General features: G+C 55.6%; 16 protein-coding genes. 11 read left to right on the forward strand and 5 right to left on the reverse strand.

Going from position 1 to position 17,660, the window contains the following annotated elements:
• Positions 1 to 274: 274 nt before the first annotated feature.
• Entirely contained in the window at positions 275 to 1,255 is a 981-nt protein-coding gene (locus IEX36_RS00760; protein WP_188757476.1) for an outer membrane beta-barrel protein, read from the forward strand.
• A 460-nt stretch (positions 1,256 to 1,715) separates the two neighbouring features.
• On the opposite strand, the gene IEX36_RS00765 is transcribed toward IEX36_RS00760, so the two are convergent.
• Positions 1,716 to 2,228 (reverse strand): PEP-CTERM sorting domain-containing protein, encoded by a 513-nt coding sequence (locus tag IEX36_RS00765; RefSeq protein WP_188757477.1) that lies wholly within the window; start codon positions 2,226 to 2,228, stop codon positions 1,716 to 1,718.
• 235 nt (positions 2,229 to 2,463) lie between these two features.
• Between IEX36_RS00765 and IEX36_RS00770 the strand changes: the two genes are divergently transcribed.
• Genes IEX36_RS00770 through IEX36_RS00780 form a run of 3 tightly spaced genes read left to right on the forward strand, consistent with a single transcriptional unit; the run spans position 2,464 to position 4,266 of the window.
• Positions 2,464 to 2,916, forward strand: coding sequence for a vitamin K epoxide reductase family protein (locus tag IEX36_RS00770; protein ID WP_188757478.1), 453 nt, complete (start codon positions 2,464 to 2,466; stop codon positions 2,914 to 2,916).
• 24 nt (positions 2,917 to 2,940) lie between these two features.
• Complete coding sequence (locus tag IEX36_RS00775) at positions 2,941 to 3,333, forward strand: 6TM ABC transporter family protein (RefSeq protein WP_188757479.1); 393 nt, start codon at positions 2,941 to 2,943, stop codon at positions 3,331 to 3,333.
• Between the two features lie 9 nt (positions 3,334 to 3,342).
• Positions 3,343 to 4,266: a radical SAM protein gene (locus tag IEX36_RS00780; RefSeq protein ID WP_188757480.1), complete on the forward strand. Its 924-nt coding sequence runs from the start codon at positions 3,343 to 3,345 to the stop codon at positions 4,264 to 4,266.
• A gap of 2 nt (positions 4,267 to 4,268) precedes the next feature.
• On the opposite strand, the gene IEX36_RS00785 is transcribed toward IEX36_RS00780, so the two are convergent.
• The gene (locus tag IEX36_RS00785; RefSeq protein WP_188757481.1) at positions 4,269 to 4,646 is read right to left on the reverse strand and encodes a tautomerase family protein; all 378 of its coding nucleotides are present in this window, start codon (positions 4,644 to 4,646) and stop codon (positions 4,269 to 4,271) included.
• A gap of 145 nt (positions 4,647 to 4,791) precedes the next feature.
• Between IEX36_RS00785 and IEX36_RS00790 the strand changes: the two genes are divergently transcribed.
• Positions 4,792 to 6,429 (forward strand): cellulose synthase family protein, encoded by a 1,638-nt coding sequence (locus IEX36_RS00790; RefSeq protein ID WP_188759710.1) that lies wholly within the window; start codon positions 4,792 to 4,794, stop codon positions 6,427 to 6,429.
• A gap of 46 nt (positions 6,430 to 6,475) precedes the next feature.
• The gene (locus IEX36_RS00795; RefSeq protein WP_188757482.1) at positions 6,476 to 6,856 is read left to right on the forward strand and encodes a hypothetical protein; all 381 of its coding nucleotides are present in this window, start codon (positions 6,476 to 6,478) and stop codon (positions 6,854 to 6,856) included.
• A gap of 17 nt (positions 6,857 to 6,873) precedes the next feature.
• On the opposite strand, the gene purU is transcribed toward IEX36_RS00795, so the two are convergent.
• Positions 6,874 to 7,743, reverse strand: coding sequence for a formyltetrahydrofolate deformylase (gene purU / locus IEX36_RS00800; protein WP_229668586.1), 870 nt, complete (start codon positions 7,741 to 7,743; stop codon positions 6,874 to 6,876).
• Positions 7,744 to 7,807: 64 nt separating this feature from the next.
• Positions 7,808 to 9,085, reverse strand: coding sequence for a glycoside hydrolase family 28 protein (locus IEX36_RS00805; protein ID WP_188757484.1), 1,278 nt, complete (start codon positions 9,083 to 9,085; stop codon positions 7,808 to 7,810).
• A 103-nt stretch (positions 9,086 to 9,188) separates the two neighbouring features.
• Here IEX36_RS00805 and IEX36_RS00810 point away from each other — a divergent pair, with 103 nt between their 5' ends.
• The gene (locus tag IEX36_RS00810; protein ID WP_188757485.1) at positions 9,189 to 10,028 is read left to right on the forward strand and encodes a phytanoyl-CoA dioxygenase family protein; all 840 of its coding nucleotides are present in this window, start codon (positions 9,189 to 9,191) and stop codon (positions 10,026 to 10,028) included.
• The gene (locus tag IEX36_RS00815; protein WP_188757486.1) at positions 10,025 to 10,882 is read left to right on the forward strand and encodes a sugar phosphate isomerase/epimerase family protein; all 858 of its coding nucleotides are present in this window, start codon (positions 10,025 to 10,027) and stop codon (positions 10,880 to 10,882) included. Before IEX36_RS00810 ends, IEX36_RS00815 begins: the two co-directional genes overlap by 4 nt.
• On the opposite strand, the gene IEX36_RS00820 is transcribed toward IEX36_RS00815, so the two are convergent.
• A complete protein-coding gene (locus IEX36_RS00820) occupies positions 10,871 to 12,325 on the reverse strand; it encodes a sugar porter family MFS transporter (protein WP_308422309.1) in 1,455 nt (484 codons plus the stop codon). The genes IEX36_RS00815 and IEX36_RS00820 overlap by 12 nt on opposite strands.
• A 144-nt stretch (positions 12,326 to 12,469) precedes the next feature.
• Here IEX36_RS00820 and IEX36_RS00825 point away from each other — a divergent pair, with 144 nt between their 5' ends.
• Genes IEX36_RS00825 through IEX36_RS00835 form a run of 3 tightly spaced genes read left to right on the forward strand, consistent with a single transcriptional unit; the run spans position 12,470 to position 17,351 of the window.
• Entirely contained in the window at positions 12,470 to 14,080 is a 1,611-nt protein-coding gene (locus tag IEX36_RS00825; RefSeq protein WP_188757488.1) for an MGH1-like glycoside hydrolase domain-containing protein, read from the forward strand.
• Entirely contained in the window at positions 14,080 to 16,428 is a 2,349-nt protein-coding gene (locus tag IEX36_RS00830) for an SUMF1/EgtB/PvdO family nonheme iron enzyme (protein WP_188757489.1), read from the forward strand. Before IEX36_RS00825 ends, IEX36_RS00830 begins: the two co-directional genes overlap by 1 nt.
• Positions 16,425 to 17,351, forward strand: a complete 927-nt coding sequence (locus IEX36_RS00835; RefSeq protein WP_188757490.1) for a glycoside hydrolase family 43 protein — start codon at positions 16,425 to 16,427, stop codon at positions 17,349 to 17,351. The genes IEX36_RS00830 and IEX36_RS00835 overlap by 4 nt, the downstream gene beginning before the upstream one ends.
• Positions 17,352 to 17,660: the final 309 nt, after the last annotated feature.

Consider the following 17,660-nt stretch of genomic DNA (forward strand, 5'->3'; position numbering starts at 1 on the left):
CCAACCCTTTCAGCCACAACCTCCGACATCTCACCCACTCCAGCACGTCATTTCGGACGGAGCGGAGTAGTCCGGTGAACAGAGCCCACAAAATAGAAGGGGGCTTTAGCCCAGCCGCAAGGACCCATAACCCCCCACAGGCCAAAGACATCTATCATGGTTTAAGTCATCCAAAACCACTTTTTAAGCGTCCTACACAACAAGAACATACAAGCTGGGTTAAGACCCACAACGGACTCAGCAACCAGTAACTATAAAAGGGAGCTATCTCAAGATGCACATCTCGACCCCACTGAATCGCCTGGCCAGCATTCTCGCCGGCACGGCAGCCATCGCCTTCTTTGCCGCGCCTGCCGCAGTTCAAGCCCAGCAGCCGGCCAGCACGGCGCAGCCTCTGGCGCCCATCAGCCTCAAAACCACCTTGATTGCTCCACTCGATCTCTCTTCCTCCAGTACCGACGACGTGAACTACACCAGTTCCACCGGTGCCGTTGAGACCGCAAAGGCCGAAGGCTTCAGCTTCGGTGAAGGGGCCATGCAGCCGCCGCCACGCCGCCGCTATGGCCGTCCCAACTACTCCGACAGCCACACCAACCCCGACGGCTCGGCCAAGTACACCTTCGCAGTGGGCGGCGGATTCACCCTCCCTACTGGTGGCACGCACAACTACGCCACTCCTGGCTGGAAGCTCCAGGTCGGCGCAGGCCGCAACTTCAACCAGACCCTCGGCGTCATGCTCCAGTTCGACTACGACAAGTTCGGTATGCAGCAGAACACGCTCAACAACCAACTCGCGTTGTATAACAGCCTGTGCGGCTCTCAGTGCATAGACCAGCTCAACGGCAGTGTCCACGACTGGTCCTTCTCGCTCGACCCCATCGTCAACTACTACACCTCCGACACGCTGGGAGCCTACGTCATCGGCGGCATCGGCTTCTATCACAAGTACACCCAGTTCACGACTCCGGCAATCGGCGAGTATTGCGATCCTTACTACGGTTGCTATCAATACCAAGCCAACCAGCCCGTCGACTGGTACACCAGCAACGCCTTCGGTGTGAACGCCGGCTTCGGCTTCACCTACAAGATCTCCCGCTGGGCCAACCAGCGTCTCTACGCTGAAGCGCGCTATGTCTGGACCGACAACCAGCCCAAGCCCTACGACGTCAGCGGAACGACGAACTACTTCAACGCCTTCCCACAGGCCAGCGCCCGCACCACCTACATCCCGGTCACCTTCGGCATCCGTTTCTAAACCACAAACGCATCCGCCTCAAACAAACGGCCCATGTCTCGGCAACGAAACATGGGCCGCTCTGTTTACCAGCGCTCCACACCACTCCCCAAACAGCCGTCATCCTGAGCGAAGCGACCGCAGGGAGCGCAGTCGAAGGACCCCGACACAGCCAAATCCACCCATACCCTCCAAACTTTTCAGCCACACACCCCAAATTCCCCAGCAAAATCGCCTGTCAAGCCCAAAGAACCCATAAGCCATTCGATAGCAAACACATAGCATTGGCGGGATAGTTTCCCCAACCTGCTAAACTTAAATAAGGGTGAGAATTCCAAACAATCCAGCCAGGGGGTACTTCGTAGAAGTACCCCCTCCATAAAACCCATGAATCGAATACTTTAGTACTTAAGTACGGGTAGGGGGTACCCGAAAAAGAAGAAGCCCTCCCAAAAGGAGGGCTTCCCAGCGTTCAGGCAGCTTACGCCTTCACGATCTTGCGCTTCACCAGGCCGCAGACACCCAGCAGCCCAGAGCCCAGCAGCACCAGGCTCGAAGGCTCAGGAACCGCCGAAGGAGCGATCGTCAGCGAGTAAGAATCATACCCGGTATAAGGATCGTACAGGCTGAACGTGCCCAGCTTGAACGTCGGATCGGAGGCAGATCCCGTGAACAACTGCGGGCCATACAGCTCAATACTGTCGAACAGGTTTGTCGAGTCATTGTTGTCGAGATTCAGTCCACCGTCGTTTCCAGGCTCGAAGAACTCAACCGTCAAATCCCTCGTTGTTCCGTTGAAATCAACCGCAACATTGTTGATGTAGAACGCGTTGTATCCATAGTTTGGATCGGTGACACCATTGGTCGGCGAAGCCGGCAGAGTGAACGTGAAGGTATTCCCACCGCCAGTGCCGGTAAAGACATCATCAGCCTTGGCGGCCAGGGGGACGAGAACCAATGCGGCGAGCACTGCTGAATATTGCAAAAATTTCATACTTCTCTCCTTAAGTAGGTGACAGCGGTTTTGAAAGCATCTTCTATCTCCACCAGCAACAATGGATGGCGAGAGAAGCTTCTTTCTGCAAATATGCAAAACTCTGCATATAGACTCTGTTGGAATGTGCAATTGAAGGCGAAAAGCGCATTCTCGATATCTGCTCGGATATAAGAGCACGTGCCGAACCAAAACCTTCCACACCAGCACCTTCGCGGCAACGTAGAATCGAACCATGAAGTATCTGGTCGCTCTTCTCGCGCTCGCAGGCCTTTACGTCTCCATCACTGCCCTCCGCATCCATTACATGGACCCCTCCCAGCAGCCGCCCTGCGCCGTAACCGAGAAATTCGACTGCGGAGCCGTCAACCACAGCCGCTTCTCCGTCTTCCCGGCGAAGACCTTCGATGAGGCTCCCGGCAAGCACCACATCCCGGTCGCGACGATAGGCATCATCGGCTACGCACTGATCGCCCTCCTTGCCCTCGCCGGACGCTGGTGGCTGGTCTTTGAACTTTCCCAGATCGGCTTCCTCTGCGCCGCCTTCCTCAGCTACCTTGAGGCTTACGTCATGGAGAAGTGGTGCATCTACTGCCTCTGGTCGCAGTGCATCATGACCGCGATCCTCCTCCTCAGCATCGTGGCACTCGTCCTCCGCTGGCAGCGAAACCGCCGCGTCCTGAACTAACCAGAGCCCACCGGAGACGCAGCCATGTGGCCCAAGGTACTCGCGCAACTCTTTGAACTGCTCCCGCACATCGCCCGTCTGGTTCCGATGGCCGACAAGTTCCTCAACCAGAAGGCCGCTGCGGAACGGGCCAACGAAGCCGCCTTCGCCGCTATGGCTGAAGGCGTCCGCGGCGATCTCGGTCAGGTAGCGAAGGCCCACGCCGGACTCTACCGCCAGCTCCAGGACCAAAGCGCACAGATCTCCGCTGTTGCCGAAGAGGTGAAACAGACCCGCGAAGCTACTGAAGCTCAAGCCGCGAAGACCCAGACCCTCGAACACCAGGTAGTCATCCTCGGACGCTGGCTGAAAGCCGCCTTCGCTCTGCTCGTCATCCTCGTCGGCTTGATGATCTGGCTCATCCTGCCCGGCAAGTAAAATCAAACTATGGGAATCAGTTGTGAAGAGACACTGGACTGCTTCAAGAGCGATGATCTGATCGGACTGGGCATGGAAGCCGACGCTGTGCGCCGCAGACTGCATCCTGAAGGCGTAGTGAGCTACACCGTCTGCGGACGGATTGACCCGCGGACCAGCGGAGAATCTGCCATCCTCGCTGAGATCGGAAAAGCCGCCTCGATGGGCGCAAGCAGCATAACACTCTGTAGCGAGCGTACAGAGACCATAGAACAGATGGAACTCCTGCTCCGCGCGATCAAAAGCCATTTCCCCAGCCTCTGGTTGCACTGCTTCAGCGCTGGCGAGATCCAGTCGCTCGCGCAGCGTTCCGGACTGACCTTGTATGACACCATTGCGCGACTGCGTGATGCCGGTCTCGACTCCATTCCCGGCGACGTTGTATCTCTCGACGACGCCACGGCAGGAGTGTTGGGAGAGACGGGATCAAACGGCTGGTTCGATGTCCATCGCACTGCACACAGACTGGGCCTGCCGACGACAGCATGTATGGTCTTCGGACAAGGGGAGACCCTTGAGCAGCGAGTGAGTTATCTGGAAGCTCTTCGCGGCCTGCAGGTGCAGACGGGAGGATTCACAGCATTTTCTCTGCGCGCGTTTGTGCCGCGAGCCGCAGGGCCTCGCGTTATTGAAGAGCCCACGGCTGTCGAGTACCTAAAGATGCTTGCCATCTCTCGCATGGTGCTGGACAACATCGCCAACATCGAGATCGATTTCGGCGCGCAAGGTTTGAAGGTCTTCGAGACGTGTTTGCGTTTCGGAGGCAACGACGCCGGCAGCCTACCCATCGGCGGATCTGCCGCAACCGCTGAGCAGTTGCGACAGGTTGTCCGCGACGCAGGATTCAGACCAGTTGAACGTGATCTTGCCTACCGTACAGTGTTTCTGAATTAGAGCTAAACGTATTGAGCAATGCCATTGCCGAACGACCAGTCCGGCGCATCGTTCTCGGAGAGCGTAATCAGCACATCTTCAGACCGTATTCCCACGTTTGCATGAAGCAATTCTGCTGTGCGACGGTAGAAAGCTTGCTTCATCTCGACACTGCGACCGCGGCGCAGAAAGACCTGAATGAACACAATGCCAGCGGTGCGCGCGATGCCAAGATAGCTTGGGTCGTAGATCAGATCTTCGCCCGAGTGCTCCGTGATGATTTGAAAACGGTCGTTTTCCGGCACATTGAGTGTCTCGCGCATGGCAACGTAAACCGCGTCGCCAATGGCGCGTCGCTCTTCGGCTGTTCGGGGCTTGGTCGAGATGCGTACAAGTGGCATGGATTACTCTCCTGTATGCCTGATTCGATGTACGAGTTGCCACGTAGATACCTTTAATTCACTCCTAAGGCTCGCGTAGAATTTGTTTAATTACGCTGAATTTATTTTCGGAGCGAGCCACCTGTTCTCTTCCATCAACTCTCTGATATCGGACCTCGGCCTGTTACTGGTCTCGAAGGGCTTTGCTCACTATTGGAAGACGCACTACGCGAACAAAACGTTCGAGCACCTCTATCGCTGGAACACGTTCGATACGTGCATGCTGATTCCATACTTTGTTGTGATGGTGATCCTGGCCTTTTATGGGATTCACCGTTATCAGTTGGTGTGGCTCTACTACCGCAACAAGAAGAAGGCAGCGAAGTGGGACCAGCCTCCTGCGAAGTTCGTCGAAGGCCAGCTTCCGTTCGTTACGATCCAGTTGCCCATCTTCAATGAGCAGTTCGTTATCGACCGGCTGATTGATGCTGTGTGCAGGCTCGATTATCCGCGTGACCGCTTCGAGATTCAGGTGCTTGACGACTCGACCGACGAGACAACCAAAGTAGCTCAAGAGATTGTTGAGCGCTATGCGCGTGGGTTTGCTGGAATGGATCCGCAGCCGATCTTCTATCTCCACCGCACCAATCGTCACGGCTACAAGGCGGGAGCGTTGGACGAAGGTCTGAAGGTTGCGCGCGGCGAGTTTGTGGCCATCTTCGACGCGGACTTTGTGCCACCATCGCAGTGGGTCATGCAGGTGATCCATCACTTTGCCGAGCCGGAGATCGGCATGGTGCAGACACGCTGGACGCACCTGAACCGCGACTACAGCTTCCTTACGCAGGTTGAGGCGATCCTTCTCGATGGTCATTTTGTGCTGGAGCACGGCGGTCGCAGCCGTGCTGGCGTTTTCTTCAACTTCAACGGCACGGCAGGCATGTGGCGGAGATGCACGATCGGCGAAGCTGGTGGCTGGCAGCACGATACGTTAACCGAAGATACTGACCTGAGTTATCGCGCACAGATGGTCGGCTGGAAGTTTAAATATCTTCAGGACGTGGAGTGCCCGGCGGAACTGCCTATTGAGATGACTGCTTTCAAGACGCAGCAGGCGCGCTGGGCCAAAGGGCTTATCCAGACTGGGAAAAAGATTCTGCCGCGCGTCTTTCGTAGCAATGAGCACTGGCACACCAAACTTGAGGCCTGGTATCACCTGACGGCGAATATCAGCTATCCGCTGATGATTGTGCTGAGCGTGCTGTTGATGCCGGCGATGATCATCCGAAGCTGGCAGGGTTACGTCCAGATGCTGCTGATTGACTTTCCTTTGTTTATGGCAAGTACGATGTCGATCTCAACGTTTTATCTGGTCAGCCAGAAAGAGCTATTTCCGAAGACATGGTACAAGACATTCTTGTATGTGCCCTGCCTGATGGCGCTCGGCATTGGCCTTACCATTACCAATACCAAGGCGGTGATGGAGGCCCTGTTCGGCGTTCAGACTGCGTTTGCCCGCACGCCGAAGTATCGTGTGCAGGGAAAAGGAGAGAAGTCGAAGGCCAAGGTCTACCGCAAACGGCTCGGGATTGTGCCATGGATCGAGATGGCGATAGGGTGCTTCTTTGCATGGACTGTCTGGTATGCGGTTTCGACTGAAAACTACTTCACCGTGCCATTCCTTGTCCTCTTTGTCTACGGGTATTGGTACACGGGTCTGCTCAGTTTATTGCAGGGGCGGTTCGAGCGCGGTGGTGCAACCAGCCAAGCGATGCACGAGAAACCTTACCCGATGGGAATCTGATGTTGGGATGTAGACTTGGTTCTGTCTCTCGTCGCGGAGGCGAACGATGATTACTGGCACGTTTGTTCTGATTGCATTAATTCTTGGGTACAGCGTTGTAGTCGGATTGTCGATGTTGGCGACCTTCAGTATTACGAAGGCTGCGCCGGCGTTTGTAGCCCAAGAGCATCTGCTGAATCCTGGATATCGAATTCTGCAAGAGTTCATGTGGCTCGTGTGCTCGCTTGTTGGAGGGTATGTGTCGGCATGGGTGACGGGGCCCGCCGTCCATCCTCTGCTGGTTGGCGCAGCTTTGGCTGGGGTTCTAGTAGCCGTTCTCTGGAGCAACACATGGGAAGTGGCCCAGCGTGGCTTAGGTCATCAAATTGTTATGACTATTGTGACCATCATCGGCGTAGCTGCAGGGTTTGCTCTGCGGCTGCGGTAGCGCAAGCTCATCTTCCATTACGCGAAGATGACGGTCTTGTTTGCATAAGAAAGAATGCGGTGGCCTAGATGCCAGCGCACCGCCCGTGAAAGCACAAGTCGCTCCAGATCGCGCCCCTTTTGAATCAGGTCAGGTAGTTGGTCATTCTGTGAGATGCGTGTCACGTCCTGCTCGATGATGGGGCCTTCGTCCAGCACTTCTGTGACGTAGTGGCTGGTTGCTCCGATAAGTTTCACGCCGCGTGCAAAAGCAGCATGGTAGGGCTTCGCGCCAGTGAACGCAGGCAAAAACGAGTGGTGTACGTTGATGATCTGCTGCGGATAGACGCTGACAAAGCTCGGCGATAGCACCTGCATATAGCGTGCAAGCACAACAAGGTCGATCTGGTGTTCCGCGAGCAGGTTGAGTTGCTGCTTTTCCGTAGCTGCTTTGTTTCCTGCAGTGGCTGGAATGTAGTGGAATGGCACACCATGAAAGCCAGCCAGCGCGCGTGCGCCCTCGTGATTGCTGACGATGAGCGAAAGATTGCAGTTCAACTCGCCGATCTGGTATCGATCCAGTAGATCGGCAAGGCAATGCAGGTAATGCGAAACAAAGACGGCGACATTCGCTGGTGGAGTGGCGAAGATCAGCCGCCAATTCATGCGAAATTCTCCAGCAAGTGATGCGAAGACTTGGCGGAACTGATCTTCACTGCAGGCCGTATTCTCAGTCGAAAACTCGACGCGCATAAAAAACAGACCCAGCTCGACATCTTGATGCTGGTCTGCATTCAGGATGTTGGCGTCGTACTCTCGCACGAGAAAGTTGGCTATAGCGGCGACGATTCCTCTGCGGTCCGGGCAGTCGATAAGGAGAACGGCAGTCTTGGGCATATAGCCAAGCATAGGGTATCGACGGCTCCGACGTAGAGCCGCGATGTTTCCTCGAAAGGTTCAGAACTTGATCTGATTACGGCTTCTTCCCATTGATCAGTACCCCAGGCCCATACTGCGTCGCCGGGCCTGATGCTGCAGCAACCGTGACGTTTGACTCGGTGACATGCGCTTGCTGGATGAGCATACCCTTTGCTGCCGTGATGTGTACGTTCTTGAGTGTCAGGTTCTCAATGGGGCTTTCAGGCAAACCCATAATGAGCGCGGCTTGCTTAGCTCCAGTGGCGGTCAAATTTTCAATGTCGATATCGTGAAAGCGCGGTGTGTGTTCGGTGATGGGCTGTGCCGTATCGTCGTTCGAGTGGCCTGTGTAGTAAGCCGTTATTTGAATCGGGGTTTCGACACCATCCATCGTGATGTCACGGTAGATAAAGTTGCCGAGGTCGTTGCCGCGTCCGCGTGCCGATTTGATGCGGATGCCTTGTCGTGTCGCGCGGAAACTGAGGCGCTCTACCGTCACATTGCGAACGCCGCCGGCGGTTTCGCTACCAATGGAAAGGCCGTGGCCGTTCAGAAACGTGCAGTCGCGGATGGTGATATCGGTCGAGGGCACATCCGGGTCACCACGTTCAACCAAGCCGGACTTAATGGCTACGTTGTCGTCGCCGGTGTCGATTGTGGTGTGCTCAATCAGAACATGACTCGTTGAGAATGGATCAATCCCGTCAGTGTTCGGCGCGCCTCGTCCCGGATTGCGAATCGTCACATTGCGAACTGTTAAGCCGCTCGAAAGAAATGTTGTGATGTTGTACTGTGGCGAGTTCTGGATCGTCACGCCCTCGATCAAAATGTCATGCGAGTTGGTGATGTCGATTAGCAGTGGACGAGGATTTTCCGGTGCATCCTTCTGCCGATGCAGTTGCGCGTTCCACCAGATCTGGCCATTGCCGTCGATGGTGCCTGGACCGGTGATGCGGATGTTCGCGGCGTGGTCAGCGTGCAGTAGCGAGACACGTCGCCAGGGGGCATCTTTACGAATGGGATAGTCGGCCATATCGGCAGAGCCGAGCAACTTCGCACCCTTGTCGAGGATGAGATAGGCGTTTGAAGGAAGTGTCAGTGGAGCGGAGAGATAAGTCCCGGCTGTGAAGTGGACGGGGGCATCAGGTCTCGCAGCACATGCATTGATCGCGGCCTGGATTGCGGATGTGTCCTTTGCTACGCCATCCGCTTTTGCGCCAAACGCGCGCGGGTTGCAGCCCTGAGCGACGCAGGCGATTGTTGCTCCTATAAGAAAGAGGAATCCACTGGCAAACAGAGCGTACCTACTAAGTCCGTGCAATTTTACGATCATGAAGCTTCAGTCCTTTGATTCGCGATTGATTTGAAAATTACGTCGACAAATTGAAATGAGATGCTTATACTTTGCAAGCATAAACGATATGAGGACTACTGGTATGGCGAGAACACAGATCAGCGATGAGCAGGTACGGCAGTACAACGAAGATGGTTATTTGCTTGTTCGGGGAATGCTGAGTCCTGCAGAGATAGAACTGCTGGGACGCACGGCGCATGAAGACCGCGTACTGGACCAGCATTCGTTTGGTAAGGCAGATGGTGAGGGTGGGACGGTAAGGCTGTCATTGTGGAACCACCCGGGCGATACGATCTATGGAATGGTGGCGCGGAGCGAGTCCGTGGTGGGAGTGGCGGAAAGGCTGCTGGATGGCGAAGTGTATCACTACCATTCGAAGATGATCATGAAGGATGCAAAGGTGGGCGGCGCATGGGCCTGGCATCAGGACTATGGGTACTGGTATCAGAATGGCGTGCTATTCCCATGGCTGACTAGTGCGTTCATCGCGGTGGATAAAGCAACGCGCGATAACGGTTGTCTGCAGGTGATCAAGGGTTCACACCATCTGGGACGCATTGAGCATGTGTTGACGGGTGACCAGGCAGGCGCAGACCAAGCTCGTGTGAACGAGGTGTTGAAGCGACGGGAATTGGTGTATGTGGAAATGGAACCCGGGGATGCATTGTATTTTCATGCGAACCTTCTGCATCGTTCGGACCAGAACCGCTCGGATAAGCCGCGGTGGTCGATGATCTGCTGCTATAACTCGGCGAAGAATGATCCATATAAGGAATCGCACCATCCGCGCTACACTCCGCTCGTGAAAGTTCCGGATGAGGAGATCATGCGAGCTGGTAAGCTTCGCTTCTCCGATGCTGTAGAAGATGTGAGTTGGCTAGATACAAAGACCGATCACAGCGCCGAAGTTTTGCAGAAATGAGAGGCAAGGTTGAGCGGCAACTACGCATTTATATGAACTGGTTGGCTCTTGATGGAACGGCGGTGGGCTGTTCTGGAGGCAGGCAAGAAGATCCATTACGCGAAATCTGTGAAGCTGGATATGACGGTGTGCAGTTCATCGAGCCACTTTCAAGAAAACTCGTGGATGGCGCACGAGCGTTGAGGCTTGGTGTGTGCGGCAGTGGGAGAGTGAACGAGCCGGGTGATTCAGGTCGACTGGCGCGTGAGGCTGCAGATGCAGGTTTGGAGTGCCTGACCCTCCATGTAGGGTGGGGGATTGAAGACGATGATGCCGCAGAGCGGTTAATCACTGCTGTGTTAGAGGCTTCGGAGAAATACAGCATTCCACTGTATGTGGAGACGCACCGAGCAACGATCTTTCAGGACATGTGGAGAGCCGTTGGCTTTGTGCGGAGGTTTCCTGAGCTACGGCTCAACGGGGATTTTTCGCATTGGTACACAGGACAGGAGATGGTGTACGGCGGCTTCGAGAAAAAAATGGAGTTCATTCGGCCAGTACTGGAACGGGTGCGTTTTATCCATGGACGAATTGGAAATCCGGGATGCATGCAAGTAGATGTTGGCAATGGTTATGTGGCAGGACGGCCCTACATAGAGCACTTTCGTATGCTCTGGATGGCTTGTTTTGTGGATTACCTGGCGGATGCGAAGGCAGCAGAGTTTATCTGCTTTGTCCCGGAGTTGTTGGCTTCGGATATTTTTTACGCGCGAATGTTCGATGGCCGTGAGGAATCGGACAGATGGGAGCAGTCGCTAGTGCTCGCGCGTATCGCTCGCGAATGTTTTGATGCTGCAGTGAAGCTAGCGCCATGAGGCTTCGATCTGCTCGAGCGTCTTGCCTTTGGTCTCGGGTAGCCAGCGGCGGATGAGCAGGAACCCGAGAGCACAAACGACAGCGTATATCCAGAATGTATGTGCTGTGCCGACGCTGCGGTTGAGTGCAGGGAAGGTGTACGTGAGCACAAAACATGCTGCCCAGAGCGACATGGTTGCGATAGCCATGGCTGTGCCTCGGATATGGCCGGGGAAAATCTCCGCGAGGATAACCCAAGTGATAGGTGCAAGCGTCATCGCATAGCAGGCGATGGAGGCAATGACGAGCACGAGCATTGGAAGTCCATGGCTATGAATGTTGTAGAGATAGCCGAGCACGGTATAGATGATGAGAAGTCCAGCACAGCCCGTCAGCATGAGCACGCGGCGCCCTTTATCTTCGACTGTCGCGATTGCGATGAAAGTGAAGATGACCATTGTGATGCCGGTGACGACGATGTTGAAGAGCATGGATGAGAGCGTGTAGCCAGCCGCTGTGAAAATCTCCTGCGCGTAGTTAAAGATGACGTTGATGCCGCACCATTGCTGAAGAACGGCGAGAGCAATGCCGAGGAAGAGTACGCGACGCAGCTTGGGCTCAAGCAGCGTGTGAAGCTCGTGGACGAAGCCCTGGCTACGCGGGGTCGCTGCGATTTCGTCAAGGATGAAGGCGGCGTTAGACGGGCCTCCGATGCGTGTGAGGATGCTGGAGGCTTCCGAGGTGCGGCCACGAAGCGCAAGCCAGCGCGGACTCTCGGGAACGACAAACGTGCCAATCAGGAAGAGTACCGCAGGGACGGCAGTGACACCGAACATCCAGCGCCATGCGTACAGACCATTCCATGAAGCGAGGATCTCGGATGGCGTCGCGTTGGCTGCGACTGGTTTAGCGATAAGCCAGTTCATGATCTGTGCGGACAGCAGACCTAAGACGATGGTGAGTTCGTTGAGACAGACCAGTTTGCCTCGTATGGCGGCGGGAGCGATCTCGGAGATATACATCGGAGAGAGGCTGGAGGCGAGACCAATGGCAAGGCCTCCAGAGATGCGCCAGAGAACGAAAGAAGTGAAGCTGCTGGCGAAGGCCGTTCCGCATGATGAGACAACGAACGCAGCCGCCGCAATTTGCAGTGAGCGTTTTCGTCCGAGCGCTTCGCTGAGAACGCCGGAGATGATGGCTCCGATGAGGCAGCCGACGAGAGCGCAGCTCATGGCCCAGCCTTCCTGCGCGGCGGTGGTCAGATGGAAGAACGCTTCGTAGAAGGGTTTGGCCCCTCCAATGACGACCCAGTCGTAGCCGAAGAGGAGACCGCCCAGGGCGGCGATACTCGCAATAAACCAGACGTAGCGGGGATTTACTTCACCTGACATGAGTCGCCTTAATATGGGTTGGATGCGATTCGTTCCGAATTTTCTTATAGATAAGCAGTCGGACCTGGCAATGGCGTGTCATTTAGCTCTGTGGAACAAAAATACACATTGTTTTTCAAAATCAGTAATTATTTTTCATAATTATGTTGATGGAGCGGTGACGAGAAGATATAGTGACTTGCATCAGCTGAGGGCTCAATGAGGCGAAGAATTTCGATGTGGCGAGGCACTCTCGCGTGCGGAGCCGCAGTTATAACACTGGCAGTTGCAGCCTTTGGGCAGGCAGGGCAAGTGACAAGCGGCGCGACGGTTCTGCGCCCAAGGGACTATCGACACTACGTTGAAACGTTCCGCGAACAGGAGAAAGAGGCAACTGGTAAAGAAGGCGTGGATTCGTGGACTTGGATGGAGCATGAAATTCCTTGGTTTGATTCTTCAGATAAGTCATTTGAAGAGATGTACTACTTCCGCTGGTATGCGTGGCAGAAGCATCTCGTGAAAACTGACCACGGCTATGTGATTACCGAGTGGTTGCCGAAGCCGGCAGTGAAGGACTTCGGCGCGCTACCCGATGCAGCCATGTTCCAAATCGCGGAATCTCGCTGGCTTCGCGACAAATCGATTGCCGAGGATGATGCACGCTACTGGATGTCACCCAATGCGATACCGAGACTATACAGCACTTGGTTCGCGTGGACAGTGCTTGATCTAGTCAAAGCCAACGGCGACACAGCCTTGGGTGCGCAGCTTCTACCTGCCCTCGAGGCGAATGATCGCGCATGGGAGGCGACTCACCAAGACGCAAACGGCTTGTTCTGGTCGATTGACACACGCGATGCGATGGAAAAATCTATCAGTGGCGACGGCTACCGGCCAACGTTGAACAGCTATATGTACGCAGATGCACGCGCGATAGCAGACTTGGCAGGCGCGGCAGGAGACACTGTCGTGCGAACTGAGTATGAACGCAAAGCTCAAACTCTGCACAGTCTCATCGAGTCGCAGCTTTGGAATCCGAAGGATGAGTTCTACGAAGTGATGTCCCCTGCGAAGGACTCGAGCATTCGGCACGAGAAAAAATTCATCGATCCAGGAACTGTGATGCAACTTTCTGGCGTCCGTGAACTAATTGGGTATATCCCTTGGATGTTCGGGATTCCTGATGCATCGCACGATGTGGCCTGGAAGCAGTTGTTCGATCCACATGGTTTTGATGGCAGGTATGGCCCGACGACGGCCGAGCGAAGAAGCCCTCGCTTCCGTTTTGCCAGCTCCGATCAATGCACATGGAACGGGCCCAGTTGGCCGTATGCAACTACTCAAACACTACTTGCCCTTGCTGCATTTGAGCATGGAGCGCCGCAGAGCGTGATGACGAAGGCCGATTACTATCGGCTGTTCTCGCGCTATGTTCTGTCGCAGCACTTGAAGCTCGCCGCCAATGGAAATGTCATCGATTGGATTGATGAGGATCTCGACGCGGACACCGATGAGTGGATTGCCAAGGACATGCTGATTGCCAAGCAGAAGCAGGTTGGCCGCGGCAACTATTACAACCACTCAGGCTTTACTGACCCACTGATCACCGGCTTGATTGGACTTGAGCCTCGTTCAGATGGACGCGTTGTAGTACGGCCGCTTCTGCCTCCAGGGCAGTGGAGATACTTCGCTATCGATGGGCTTCCATATCACGGGCACTTGCTGACGATACTGTGGGACGCAGATGGAAAACGTTACAGTCGTGGAGCTGGAATGCAGCTTCTGGTGGACGGCAAGCAGGTGGCTCGTCGGAAAACCCTGGGTGAACTCGACGGAGTATTGAAGTAATGAAATTGCAATTTGCTCTTGTATGTATCTCTGCAACGCTGATAGCGAGTACTGCTGTGGCGCAGGATATTCCTCCTGTCATCCGTGTGAAGGCGGGGAGCTTTGTGATGGGTGCGGACACCGAAACGTTGCCGAACTCTGTGACTGATGGAATGGGCGTGATGTCGCAACGTCCTGCCCATGGTGATTTTGACGAAGTTCCACGTCACAAGGTGACGATCTCACACGATTTTTCTGTTGGCGTGAGTGAGGTGACTGAGGCGGAGTTTCGTGAATTTGACCCGTCATATCGTACTGGCCTGAGCGCAGCGTCACGTAAGCCTGGCATGGAGCCAAAGGGCAGGTCTGGCGGCAATCCGGTGGTTGCTGTGTTTAATAGTTATGCGGCTGGCATCAGTTGGGACCAGGCAATGGCCTATTGCGCGTGGCTTACGAAGAAGACGGGCAAGCCGTATCGTCTTCCAACAGAAGCGGAGTGGGAGTATGTGGCGCGAGCAGGCCATAGTGGTTATATGCCCCCGCTTGCCATTGATAAGCCTAACGCGTTTGGCGTCGAAAACATGGGCGTCGGCAGACCGGAATGGGTGCTCGATTGGTACGGGCCGTATGAGGCCGGAGCGCAAGTTGATCCCATCGGACCGACCAATGGATACACGAAAGTTGTGCGTGGCGGTGGGTTGGACTTCCGCCATGCAAAACCGGGCGAAATCGTTCCAGCTGAGTCCCCATACTTTTTGCGTGCAGCCAATCGTGCCAGCATGGCTCCTACCTATGCAGCAGTGGATGGAAATGTCGGTTTTCGTGTGGTGCAAGCGCCGATGCCTACTACAAAGCCAACTCCTGAGCATCGACTCTTCTTCGAGACTGCTGTGAAGCAGACAGTGGACCGCATCACCGAAGGGCCCGATCCCGCAAAACCGTGGTATCACGTGCACGAACTATTTCCTGAGCTTGATGGAAAATCGATGCCTCAGAATGGCTGGAAGCTGGGACTTGCTCGTGGGCTTGGAATTAATTATCACAACAGCGCTATCCAGCAACTGCCCAACGGCGACATGCTCGCCGCGTACTACAACTCTCCCAACGAGGAAGATGATCCTGACCAGACGGTGCTGGTAATGCGCCGCCGAGCAGGCAGTGAAGACTGGGATATGCCGGAACCATGGCCATACTTCGCCGATGCTGCAAACGCTGCTCCAGTGATCTGGAGCGATCCAGGGTACAAATCGCAGCAAGCGAAGGTCTGGTTCTTCTGGGGGTTTCCGCGGTTGATTGGTGCTCCTCCGTTCGCATACATGACTTCGTCTGACAATGGTGCGGCATGGTCACAGGTCTCGTTCCCACGCTTCACATCGAAAATTGGCCGTTATGTCTCGCAACCAATCAACAGCATTGTTCGGACAAAAGATGGAACCGTCTTGATGCCGACAGACTCAACCGGTCGCGACGGAGACGGCAATGGCAGCATCAGCGCAGTGTGGGGAACACACGACGGTGGCAAGACTTGGTATGACACAGGCGGACGAACTGCAGGACGACATACGACACTTGTGGTGGCGAAAGATGGCAAGACGTTGCTCGGCTTCGGAGGAAAGAATTCTGAGATCGATGGCAAGATGCCACTTGCTACCAGCCACGATGGCGGCAAGACCTGGAGCAAGAGCAAGACTCCATTCGATGAGTTGATGAGCGGTGAGCGGCCTAGCGTGATTCGGTTGAAGAGCGGGAGACTCTTCTTCGTGGCTGACTATAACCCAACGCATCAGAGACATCTCCACAAGGACGGAGCTTACGTTGCTCTGAGTGATGACGATGGCACGACGTGGACGATGAAGAGGCTGCCTGCGAACATCCTGACCGTTGGTTATGTGACATCGACACAGAGCGCTGATGGCGTGATTCATATAGCCACTTCGAAGAATAAGCCGAACTATGAGATTGAGTTGAATGAGGCGTGGATCCTGGACAAGAGTGCTGGAGCTGATGCCAGTGAAGTCTCAGGGCCGACGGCAGAGGTGAAGAAGTTTACCGAGCGGTATCCGGGAGGGGAGCTGCGGGCGGAGTGGAGTGCCGGACGGGGGGCGGATGGGCGGATCCTGTTGGATGGGCCTGAAAAGTTTTTCTATCGGAGTGGGCGTGTGATGTGGTCGATGACGTTTCGGGCAGGGAAGAAGGTTGGAGAGGAGGACTACTTCCGTGCGGACGGGACTCGGGTCTGGACGAAGACATATGGGGCTGATTGCGAGTGGACTTGGGTGAACTTCGATACCGAAGGCAAGAGAGTTGCTACGTCGCGCTGGCGAGGGAAGACGCTGGTTTCGAGTGATATTGCGGAGGCAGCACGATGAGGCGGTTGCTCGTGCTGGTGTGCCTGCTCGGGTGCTCTGCGGCTTGCTTCGCGGCGGATGCTTACGTGTTTGCTTACTTCAAGGAGCCGGGGACGAGTGGGATATACCTGGCGCTGAGCCGGGATGGGTACAAGTTCGTGCCGTTGAACGATGGGCAGCCGTGGATCAAGCCGGAGCGGCCGGGGGAGATCATGCGGGACGTCTTCATCACGCGTGACCCTTCGGGCGACGGCTTCCGGATGGTGTGGACCTGGGGCTGGAAGGGGGACTCGCTCGGGTATGCGGAGTCGAAGGACCTGATGACGTGGTCGGCGCAGCGGGAGGTGCCGATCATGGGAGACTTCCCGGCGGTGCGGAACGTGTGGGCTCCGGAGACGTACTGGGATGCGAAGGCGAAGGAGTGGTTGTTGATCTGGTCTTCTTCCTTCAACGGCTCGGACGCGGGGAATAGGATCTGGGCTTCGCGGACTCGGGACTTCCGGACATTCTCGAAGCCGGAGGTCTTCTTCGATCCGGGGTTCGTGGTGATCGATGCGACGATGTTCCACGGGCTGGTGGCTGGGCGGGAGCAGTGGGCGCTGGTGGTGAAGGACCAGACCGAGGAGCCGCTGCGGTACCAGGTGCGGTGGGCGGCGGGGCCGACGGTAGAGGGGCCGTGGGTGCCGCTCTCGGGGCCGATCACGGAGAGTTGGTCGGAAGGGCCTTCGGTGGTGCGGGTGGGGGATGAGTTCGTGGTGTACTACGACCACTACCGGGCTCCTCGGGCTCGGTACGAGGGGGTGGAGACGAAGGACTGGGTGCACTGGGAGTCGGTGGACGACCGGATGGACTTTCCTCAGGGGGCGAAGCACGGGAGCTTCTTTCGAGTGAGTGAGGCGGAGGCGGAGCGGTTGCTCTCGCGGCATGACGGGGCGGCGAAGTAGGACCCCCTCCCCCCTGCTTTTTGCGCAAAGTCTTCCATTTATTTGGTTTGAGTCTGGACTTCGCGCGAAGGTCCTGATTTTGCTTTTGGTCAATTTGGGCCCCAATGGAAAAAGCCCCGGATTGTCCGGGGCTTCTCTTATGCTGTTTCTATTTTACTGAGTGGGGTAAAACTAAACCGCCAACCTGCGCCCGAAAATTTCTCATTTGAGATGTGTGGGTTGTGGGGTTTTCCTCAGGCCAGGGGACTTGACAGAAATTTGTGGTGAACCCTTTTGAGGCAGTTTTGAAGTGGCCTGAGCACGAGAGCG

This window comes from Edaphobacter acidisoli (assembly GCF_014642855.1).
In the GTDB taxonomy this organism is placed as follows: Bacteria; Acidobacteriota; Terriglobia; order Terriglobales; family Acidobacteriaceae; genus Edaphobacter; species Edaphobacter acidisoli.

Coding starts and splice junctions, on each gene's coding strand:
- IEX36_RS00775 (WP_188757479.1), top strand. CDS start 2,941: ATGTGGCCCAAGGTACTCGCGCAACTCTTTGAACTGCTCCCGCACATC.
- IEX36_RS00830 (WP_188757489.1), top strand. CDS start 14,080: ATGAAATTGCAATTTGCTCTTGTATGTATCTCTGCAACGCTGATAGCG.
- IEX36_RS00780 (WP_188757480.1), top strand. CDS start 3,343: ATGGGAATCAGTTGTGAAGAGACACTGGACTGCTTCAAGAGCGATGAT.
- IEX36_RS00760 (WP_188757476.1), top strand. CDS start 275: ATGCACATCTCGACCCCACTGAATCGCCTGGCCAGCATTCTCGCCGGC.
- IEX36_RS00785 (WP_188757481.1), bottom strand. CDS start 4,646: ATGCCACTTGTACGCATCTCGACCAAGCCCCGAACAGCCGAAGAGCGA.
- IEX36_RS00810 (WP_188757485.1), top strand. CDS start 9,189: ATGGCGAGAACACAGATCAGCGATGAGCAGGTACGGCAGTACAACGAA.
- IEX36_RS00805 (WP_188757484.1), bottom strand. CDS start 9,085: ATGATCGTAAAATTGCACGGACTTAGTAGGTACGCTCTGTTTGCCAGT.
- IEX36_RS00815 (WP_188757486.1), top strand. CDS start 10,025: ATGAGAGGCAAGGTTGAGCGGCAACTACGCATTTATATGAACTGGTTG.
- IEX36_RS00765 (WP_188757477.1), bottom strand. CDS start 2,228: ATGAAATTTTTGCAATATTCAGCAGTGCTCGCCGCATTGGTTCTCGTC.
- IEX36_RS00835 (WP_188757490.1), top strand. CDS start 16,425: ATGAGGCGGTTGCTCGTGCTGGTGTGCCTGCTCGGGTGCTCTGCGGCT.
- IEX36_RS00825 (WP_188757488.1), top strand. CDS start 12,470: ATGTGGCGAGGCACTCTCGCGTGCGGAGCCGCAGTTATAACACTGGCA.
- purU (WP_229668586.1), bottom strand. CDS start 7,743: ATGCTTGGCTATATGCCCAAGACTGCCGTTCTCCTTATCGACTGCCCG.
- IEX36_RS00770 (WP_188757478.1), top strand. CDS start 2,464: ATGAAGTATCTGGTCGCTCTTCTCGCGCTCGCAGGCCTTTACGTCTCC.
- IEX36_RS00795 (WP_188757482.1), top strand. CDS start 6,476: ATGATTACTGGCACGTTTGTTCTGATTGCATTAATTCTTGGGTACAGC.